Annotated in this window: 9 protein-coding genes and 1 pseudogene; 9 read left to right on the top strand and 1 reads right to left on the bottom strand. The window is 32.5% G+C overall.

From position 1 onward, the window contains the following. The 4 genes from KI356_RS19205 to KI356_RS19190 all read left to right on the top strand — a co-directional run. Positions 1 to 1,323 (top strand): M3 family metallopeptidase (locus tag KI356_RS19205; protein ID WP_212936157.1); only part of this gene is annotated, 1,323 nt, incomplete at its 5' end. Between the two features lie 33 nt (positions 1,324 to 1,356). Beyond that, complete coding sequence (locus KI356_RS19200; RefSeq protein ID WP_212936156.1) at positions 1,357 to 2,058, top strand: 5'-methylthioadenosine/adenosylhomocysteine nucleosidase; 702 nt, start codon at positions 1,357 to 1,359, stop codon at positions 2,056 to 2,058. Positions 2,059 to 2,087: 29 nt separating this feature from the next. Then, entirely contained in the window at positions 2,088 to 2,762 is a 675-nt protein-coding gene (locus tag KI356_RS19195) for an HAD family hydrolase (RefSeq protein WP_212936155.1), read from the top strand. Between the two features lie 130 nt (positions 2,763 to 2,892). After that, positions 2,893 to 3,306 (top strand): GNAT family N-acetyltransferase, encoded by a 414-nt coding sequence (locus KI356_RS19190; RefSeq protein ID WP_212936154.1) that lies wholly within the window; start codon positions 2,893 to 2,895, stop codon positions 3,304 to 3,306. 38 nt (positions 3,307 to 3,344) lie between these two features. Here the strand turns inward: KI356_RS19190 and KI356_RS19185 are convergent, their stop codons facing one another. Further along, entirely contained in the window at positions 3,345 to 3,761 is a 417-nt protein-coding gene (locus tag KI356_RS19185) for a hypothetical protein (protein WP_212936153.1), read from the bottom strand. Positions 3,762 to 3,882: 121 nt separating this feature from the next. On the opposite strand from KI356_RS19185, the gene KI356_RS19180 reads away from it, so the two are divergent. The 5 genes and pseudogenes from KI356_RS19180 to KI356_RS28495 all read left to right on the top strand — a co-directional run bounded on the left by KI356_RS19180 (position 3,883) and on the right by KI356_RS28495 (position 8,816). After that, positions 3,883 to 4,530, top strand: a complete 648-nt coding sequence (locus KI356_RS19180) for a response regulator transcription factor (RefSeq protein WP_212936152.1) — start codon at positions 3,883 to 3,885, stop codon at positions 4,528 to 4,530. Beyond that, positions 4,523 to 5,899, top strand: a complete 1,377-nt coding sequence (locus tag KI356_RS19175) for a sensor histidine kinase (protein ID WP_212936151.1) — start codon at positions 4,523 to 4,525, stop codon at positions 5,897 to 5,899. Before KI356_RS19180 ends, KI356_RS19175 begins: the two co-directional genes overlap by 8 nt. A 138-nt stretch (positions 5,900 to 6,037) precedes the next feature. Then, positions 6,038 to 7,834, top strand: coding sequence for a Xaa-Pro dipeptidyl-peptidase (locus KI356_RS19170; protein ID WP_212936150.1), 1,797 nt, complete (start codon positions 6,038 to 6,040; stop codon positions 7,832 to 7,834). Between the two features lie 308 nt (positions 7,835 to 8,142). Next, complete coding sequence (locus KI356_RS19165; protein WP_128280286.1) at positions 8,143 to 8,406, top strand: hypothetical protein; 264 nt, start codon at positions 8,143 to 8,145, stop codon at positions 8,404 to 8,406. Between the two features lie 195 nt (positions 8,407 to 8,601). Next, positions 8,602 to 8,816, top strand: a pseudogene (locus tag KI356_RS28495) (hypothetical protein). Positions 8,817 to 8,918 lie beyond the last annotated feature (102 nt).

The raw sequence follows: 8,918 nt of genomic DNA, 5'->3' as shown, positions 1-8,918 counted from the left end.
AATGCAAATCATTCAAGTATTAAACTAATAGAAAATGAATTAAAAGCTTGGGAAGATATGTATACACAATTAAAAAACAAGATAGAAGTAATACACGATAAAGAGACTTTATCATTTGGAAAAGCAAATTACGTTGCGATGAATAGTGATGATCATAATGAAAGGTTAATAGTATTTGATTCTCTTACAAATGCTTTGAATAAGGAAAAAGATATCTTTGCTACTATATTGAATCAAATAGGAAGATTACGTAACACAAAGAGTAATGAATTAGAAAGGAGAGCAGTTTTAACACAATCCCTTCAAATGAATGGCATTTCTGAAGTTGTATTATCACAAATGTGGGATGCAACGGAATCTAAACTTGATAAGCTAGTAAGTGCTTTAAACGCTTTTAAAAAGGAAAAGAATTCGATTACATGGCATGAACTTATGACATTAAAAGAAAGTAATGAGACCGTTATTCCTTTTTCAGTAGGAGTACAAAACATATATGATGCATTTGAAAATATAGATGAAGAATTGGCAAAGTTCGCGCGGAATGCGATAGCAAATGGCTGGGTAGATGCTGAACCGAGAGATAATAAACCGTCGGGGGGATTTTGTGCTCCTTTTTTCAGTGAAAAAGAATCCCGTATTTCAATGCGTTATGATGGAACAATTGATAGTGTAAGAGTACTTGCTCATGAATTAGGACATGCTTGGCATTTTTATGTTATGAGTTTGGAACAATCTACTTCATTTTTAGATGATTACCTGCCAATGAGTACAGCAGAATCAGCGTCTATTTTCTTTGAGATGGTGCTTGTAGATCACTTAATAAAAACAGCAGAATGTACAGAAATGAAAAAGGCATTGCTTAGCTGGAAAATTAGAAATAGCTTTAATTATGTTATGGCAATTCGTGCATCGTTCCAGTTCGAAAAGAGTTTTTATGAAAAAAGTAAAGAAGGTCCTATAAGTGCTGATGAAATTGAGAAATTATCTATAGCCGCGCAAGAAAAGGCATACGGAAATGCACTAACAGAATATCAGCCGTTTGTTTGGATGAAATACGTTCAGTTTTATATAGCAGATGTTCCTTTTTATAATTATCCATACACATTTGGTTATTTAGTAAGTTTTAGTTTACTAGAATTAGCGAAAGAAAATAAAAGTGAATTTTATTTGAGGTATAAAGAATTTTTGAGAGAAACGGGGAAAGCGCCAGTTGAAGAACTTATGAAGATACATTTTGAAATTGATTTAACAAATTATGAGTTTTGGGATAAATCTTTTATACAAATAAATAAAGATATTGATGAATATTTGCAGCTTATGTAAGGGGAGAACAAATTAATAAAGGGGACTACATACATGAACAGAATCGGTATTATCGGAGCAATGCAAATAGAAATAGACTTACTTTTAGAAAAACTACATATAAAAGAGGAACATACAGTTGCCAACATGCCTTTCTATAAAGGAGAGTTCATGGGTACAGAGATTATAATTACTCGCTGTGGTGTAGGGAAAGTAAATGCAGCTGCATGTACACAAATATTAATTAGTAAGTTTGATGTAGACTCTATCATTAATACAGGTGTTGCGGGGGGATTACATCCGGATGTGAAAGTTGGCGATCTAGTTATTTCTACAAATGTTACGCATCATGATGTTAGTAAAAATCAAATGAAGAATCTATTTCCGTTTCAAGAAGAGTTTCATGCAAGCGAGGAATTAAGAGATTTAGCCCGAAAAGCTGTTAATAGTAGTAGTTTAAATATTACTGTTCATGAAGGGAGAATCGTAAGCGGAGAATGCTTCGTCGAGGATTCGAAATTAAAGGAGCAATTAGTCACTGAATATGCACCTCATTGTACAGAAATGGAAGGAGCGGCAATTGGACATGTTGCTTATATTAATGACATACCGTTTCTCGTTATGAGATGCATTTCTGACAGTGCAGATGATTCAGCGCAAGTTTCATATGATGACTTTGCGAAAACCGCAGCGAATTATTGTTCAGAAATGATTGTTGAGATGCTTAACCATATTTCGAGTAAAACTGTATTGTAGTTCATAAATAAAGAATGGGAGAGAATGTCATGTTACAAGCACTAATTTTCGATATGGATGGAACTTTATTTCAAACAGACAAAATTTTAGAGTTATCACTAGACGATACATTTGATCATTTACGTTCACTACAATTATGGGATACGATAACACCAATTGATAAATATCGTGAAATTATGGGTGTGCCTTTACCAAAGGTTTGGGAAGCACTGTTACCTGATCATTCAAATGAAGTAAGAAAACAAACAGATGCTTATTTTTTAGAAAGATTAATTGAAAACATAAAGAGTGGAAAAGGGGCTTTATATCCGAATGTAAAGGAAGTTTTCAATTATTTAAAAGAAAGTGGTTGCTCAATTTACATAGCTAGTAATGGTTTAACAGATTATTTGCAAGCAATCGTATCTTATTATGATTTAGATCAATGGGTTACTGAAACGTTTAGTATCGAACAAATACAATCGCTTAATAAAAGTGACTTAGTAAAAAGCATTTTGAAAAAATATGATATAAAGGAGGCAGTTGTAGTTGGTGATCGTTTATCTGACATTAATGCAGCAAAAGATAATGCTCTAATTGCAATTGGATGTAATTTTGATTTTGCACAAGAAGATGAACTTGCTCATGCTGATTTAGTAATAGATGATTTAATGGAGCTGAAGGGCATATTACCAGAATTGAAGAATATTTACATAACAAATTGAATAAGTTCACAGTCAAATGAATGCTCAGGGTTATATGTTCTTGGGCATTTTTATTTTTCAAAAAGATACATTTGGATAGAGAAAGTGAGGGATTAAGCTGGAAAATATACAAATTAAGCAGATTGAAGATTTGTTTAAATATGAGATTAATCATCTTGTTATGGAAAGTAAAGAAGAAGGTTTTAACTTCCTAATAAAATTAATAAATGAATATGAAAGCCAAAGAAATACATTTAGTAAACGAGGTGAATGTTTATATGGGATTTTTCGAGAGGATAAGATAATTGGAATAGGAGGATTAAATCAAGATCCAAATACGAAAGATATTAAGATTAGCCGATTAAGAAGGTTTTATATTTCAAAGGATTATCGGCGCATCGGATTAGGGAGGTTGTTATTAAAGCAACTATTAAGACATGCGGAAAAGTATTTTCACGTTGTTGTTCTACATACGGATACGAAGCAAGGTGATGAATTTTATTGCGCAAATGGATTTGTAAAAGGAGAAGATTATAAGGGTTCAAGTCACTTTATAAGATTGTAGAAAGGTTCCATACTCATGTCGGAACCTTTCTTAAGCAATTACATCTTAACTTTCATTTGTTTCAATAAACCCTTCGGATCACCTTTTACATAATAAAAATGCGGATTATTCTCATCATCGTAAAGCATAATATAAGGTTTTTCATTAAGTGGAAGAAGGATGAGTACTTCATCAATTGTTGTATGTAACCACTGATTTGTAATAGAAACAGGTTTAGATAAAGGGATTTTTATCATATGTCCATCTTTCGGAACGACATTTAAGTTTTTGAATGGACCGATAATTGATTTTGCAAATTGAACTGCTTCTTTTTGAATCGCTGCATCTAAAGATTGTTTTTGGACTACCATTTCTTTTTTGCAATCAAATACTTCAATTTGTTGATTTGTATTTGCAAACGCATTTGTTGATAATAAAAAGAAAAGCAGAGTAATGACTCCTATTTTTTTGAACATAAAACAACACCTCAAACTTACTATACCCTCAAATGTTGTAAATATTTTTCTGTCACATTCATGTAACAAAGAAGTTGTATGATAAAATTGATATTTGCTTATAGGTAACGGAGGAAATGTAATGAAAGTATTAATCGCAGATGATGAACAAGATATGCTGAAAATTTTAAAAGCATACTTTGAAAAAGAAGGCTTCGAAGTTTTATTAGCAAAGGATGGAGAGGAAGCACTTCAAATATTTTACGATGAGAAAATTGATTTAGCTATTTTAGATTGGATGATGCCGAAAAGTAACGGGATCACTGTTTGTCAGGAGATAAAAAAGAATTCAAGTGTAAAAGTATTAATGCTTACTGCGAAAAGTGAAAGTGAAGATGAGTTAGCAGCTCTTCAAAGCGGAGCAGATGAGTATGTGAAAAAACCATTTCACCCAGGAGTACTAATTACGCGAGCGAAAAAGCTGTTGCAGCATGAAGATGTTATTCAAGTTCAAGATTTAAAAATAGATTTTACCAAAAATAAAGTGTATAAAAATGAGAAAGAATTAGAAATTACAAAGACGGAATTACAATTAATAAAATGCTTTTTAAATCATAAGGGTACGATTTTAACGCGTAAAAAGTTGTTAGATATCGTATGGGGGTTTGACTATTTTGGAGAAGAGCGAACAGTTGATACACATGTAAGGAGATTACGTAAAAAAATTGGAGAAAATATTATAAAGACACATCGTGGCTTAGGATACAGTTTGGAGGAAGAGTGTGAATAAGCTCGGTAAAAAGTTATTTTTCAGCATCTCTTTAACAGTCATCCTTATTTTTGCCATCTCTTTATTATTAATTAACTATTTTTTACCAAAATATAATGTGCACAAAACACGTGAAAGCTTAGAAGGCATTACAGCGCAAATACAGTCGGTATCGCGTGAAGAACTTGATGGGGCTATAAATCGTATTGAAAATGAAGGTAATGTTACGATTGCGTATACATCAATAAATGATTCAGAGGATGATATTAATGATGAGTTACGTATGCAACTTACAAAAAAGAGAGTTGTACTAAATAAACTTTGGATTACAAAAGAAGAAATAATGAAAGTGAAGAACATCGGGCAATCAAATAAGATTTATGATCAAGAGAAGATCAAATCTAGTTTTTTTGTGAAGTACATTGCGAAAGAAGACAAGATAATTCTAGTAGGGGTTTCTATCGCGCATTCAAGTGAATTAATAAAAACCCTTAATACATTCTATCTATACATTTTAGGTTTCTCCATATTCCTTGTCGTTGTACTTGTTTGGATTCTTTCAAAAACAATTACAACACCATTGAAAGAATTAAGTGATGTAGCAGAAGATATTTCACGTTTGAAATTTAAACGGACGAAAGTTAAAACGAATGATGAAATAGGTGATCTAGCAAATAGTATTAATATCATGAGTGATAAATTACATGGAGCGCATCAAGATTTAACAAATCGAAATGAGCATTTAAAACGATTTATGGGAGATGTAACTCATGAATTAAAAACACCAATCGCATTAGTAAAAGCATATTCTATAGGAATAAAAGATGGGTTAGACGATGGCACATATTTGGATACAATCATTAAACAAACAGATCAAATATCAAATTTAATTGAAGAGTTATTACGGTTTTCTAAACTAGAAAGAGATATTTTACAAAAAGAAGAATTCCCTATTGAACCACTAGTCCAAAGTATAATAGATAAGCATAAGATTGAGCTGGAGTCGAAAGAAATCAATTTGCAAGTGAACTATAATGCCGGTGACGCGATTATTTATGCTGATTTAAATAAAATGAGAATGGTCTTTCAAAATTTAATTTCTAATGCGATAAAATATACAACGAATCAAAATATAAGAATCACATTTGAAGAGAAAAATGACGCTGTGTATTTTCAAATTCAAAATGATATTGCCTCTGAGGAAATTAAAGAAATAGATAAAATTTGGGAACCTTTTTACGTATTAGAATCTTCTCGTAGTAAAGAAAAATCAGGTACAGGATTAGGATTAGCGATAGTAAAAAGCATTTTAGAAAGACATGGATTTGAATACGGGGTTTCGGTAGTAGATGGGGAAATACAATTTTATATGTATATAGATAGGAACTAATTGTTATTAGTTCCTTTTCTTTTATATAAAAAGATTTGATAGTTCTACAAATTTCTCAACTATTTATATAAAATATAAACTGAATTTTCTGTGATTTTAATGTATAGTTAAAGAAGGAATATATGGGGAGGGAAGGGCATGAAGAAAAAGAAAGTAGCAATTACACTATCAGCTATATTATCTTTATCAATTACTTCAGGAGTTTCTAGTATGACTGCGTATGCAGAAAGTAAAGAAACAAACTACATAAATGAGAATGGTGTTAAGTTAAATGGAAAAGTTTCAGAAGCGTTACATTCGAACACGAAAATTGAATTAGAAAATGGGATGACAAAACCAATCTATTCACTTGATGAAGCCATTGTAGAAAATCTATTTGTAGAGACAGAAGTTGATAGTGATCGGGATGGTAAAAAAGATCGTGTATCAGTAAAGGTTATGCGTCCAAAGACGAATCCAGATGTGAAAGTTCCTGTTATTTATGAAATGAGTCCATATCGATCTGGTTTAAAAGATGTTCCTGTTTATAATGTTGATGAAGAATTGTATGCGTATGAAGGAAAACCGTATGGGGCAGCTAATCTTGGATCGTATGGTAATTATTATGTTCCAAGAGGATATGCAGTCATTTTAGGCGAAAGTATCGGAACTGGAAAATCCGATGGATGTCCGACAACTGGAGATGAGCAAGAAATACTTGGGACAAAGTCTGTCATTGATTGGGTAAATGGGCGTGCGAAAGCATATACAGAGGATGGTAAGGAAGTAAATGCAAATTGGTCTTCGGGAAATGTAGGAATGACAGGAGTTTCTTATAATGGTACGTTACCGAATGCTGTCGCAACGACTGGAGTGGAAGGGTTAAAAACGATTATACCAATTGCAGCAATTAGTAGTTGGTATGATTATTATCGTGCAAATGGAGCAGTCATTGCGCCGGGAGGTTATCAAGGAGAAGATACAGATAATATGGCTGAAGCAGTACTGACAAGAAAGAACCCTGAAGTTTGTGGTCCGATCATTAAAGAACTTACTGCTGGACAAGATCGTAAAACAGGCGATTATAACGAGTTTTGGGATAAACGTAACTATGTAAAAGATGTAAAAAATGTGAAAGCAAGTGTATTTGTTGTTCATGGGCTAAATGATTGGAATGTAAAAACGAAGCAGTTTTCACAGTGGTGGGAAGCTCTTGGCGAAAATAATGTTCCTCGTAAAATGTGGTTACATCAAGGTGGACACGGCGGAACATCAAGTAATAACTGGCAACAAACGCAAAATAAATGGTTCGATTATTGGTTATATGGAATTGAAAATGGAATTATGGATGAACCGATGGTAGATGTACAACGTGAAAATAAATCGTGGCAAAAAATAAAAAATTGGCCAGATCCAGCGGCTGTACCATCAAAAGTCCGTATGTATTTAAGTAATAAAACAGTCAATCTACCATTAAGTATGGGATCAGTAAACAATGTTTTCTCATTAGTAGATGATGCTAAAATAAAGTCAAATCAACTAGTAGAAAACCCTGAGTTAGAAATAGCGAATCGATTAGTATATACAATGCCTGTACTGCAAAAAGATATGCGAATAAGTGGCACGCCTAAAATTTCAATAACAGGAAATATTGATCGATCTGTTTCAAATTTAACAGCTTTACTCGTTGATTATGGCGGAACGAAGCCTGAAATTGTAACGAGAGGTTGGATGGATCCGCAAAACTTAAATAGTATAGAAAATTCAACAGCGATTCAACCTGGCAAAGATTATACATTTACATGGGACATGCAGCCAGATGATTACGTATTTAAAGCAGGGCATCAAATAGGGGTTGTTTTAATCGCAAGTGACTACGATTATACAATTAGACCGAAAGCGGGAACAAAGCTAACTGTGAAATTGAGTGAAGTGACATTGCCGATTGTAAAGTAAAGGTTTATTAATGAGATTGAAGAGCTTACTACTGTAAGCTCTTTTATATTTAGTGGATCTGTTTACTGATATTTCATAAATAAATGTTTCAGTTATTTTGCATTGTTTTTAGAGGGAAATTTGAATACTAAAGAAGTATCCGTAATGATTAAAGGGAAGTTTCGTAAAATACTTAAATATTGTTACACTTTCATTGTCCAAGCATTCTCCTACTAACTACATATACTATTTATGTTAAAGTCAGTCACTATTTTAAGTGGCTGTTATTTTACTATAAATGACATTTTAGAGAAGTGGGAGGAATAAATTTGGAAAACGAAGAACAAGGAAGAATTGAAAATCAAGTGTATTCAAATCGAGTAGTGAGATCAGAATTTGATGATAATTGGGAAACTTGTATTTCCAAAAGTGGTTATGTAATCTATGTAGCGACAAGTGACCATGCTGAAGTAATAGTTTTACTTTCAGATGGTTCAAGTAAATTATTAATCTTCGAAAAAGGCGGTAAAGTAGTAGTAGGTGGCGGTGGAACGAGTCATTACAGCAAACCGCATATTGCAAGAAATATTTAATGTAATAAATGTTAATCGAGAAGATGCGGGTAGCCTTATAGCCTTTAATTTATATATGGAAATGCGTATCCTAAAGTAAGTTTTTGTTTTAAATTCTGGCGTCTTTTGTAACAAAGATAAGATGAAAAAGATCTTTAACGCATAAAGGTCTTTTTTGTTTTATTCGCAAATAAAATTAATGGAGGTGAGCTATTCATGAAAAATATTGGAGCAGCCTATGTTCTTTCGGGAGTTCTCCTATTCGGCCTTACATATATAACTTCCGCAATTTAAACGAGTCATTAGAAATTTGGGATAGAGGAAGCGGGAAATCCTTTACTGCATTTTATGAAATTCATGGTACAACTTTATCGATAATTTCAATTTGTTTTATAATAGAGGGGATATACTATATACATAAAAAAGTGTAGTGAAAAACAATCAGCCTTTCATGTACTATACATGAAAGGCTGATTGTTTTTATGTGTTGAAGGAGTCTTTTAGAAGGATTGTAGTTTTTAGATTGATAGTTA

The organism is Bacillus hominis, assembly GCF_018332515.1.
In the GTDB taxonomy this organism is placed as follows: domain Bacteria; phylum Bacillota; class Bacilli; order Bacillales; family Bacillaceae_G; genus Bacillus_A; species Bacillus_A hominis.
Note: the sequence above shows the minus strand (reverse complement) of the source record. Positions and strands in the feature narration are given on the sequence as shown.

What these genes read in the sequence shown, in the direction of transcription:
- KI356_RS19200 (WP_212936156.1), top strand. Translation starts at nt 1,357, where the DNA reads ATGAACAGAATCGGTATTATCGGAGCAATGCAAATAGAAATAGACTTA.
- KI356_RS19195 (WP_212936155.1), top strand. Translation starts at nt 2,088, where the DNA reads ATGTTACAAGCACTAATTTTCGATATGGATGGAACTTTATTTCAAACA.
- KI356_RS19185 (WP_212936153.1), bottom strand. Translation starts at nt 3,761, where the DNA reads ATGTTCAAAAAAATAGGAGTCATTACTCTGCTTTTCTTTTTATTATCA.
- KI356_RS19180 (WP_212936152.1), top strand. Translation starts at nt 3,883, where the DNA reads ATGAAAGTATTAATCGCAGATGATGAACAAGATATGCTGAAAATTTTA.
- KI356_RS19170 (WP_212936150.1), top strand. Translation starts at nt 6,038, where the DNA reads ATGAAGAAAAAGAAAGTAGCAATTACACTATCAGCTATATTATCTTTA.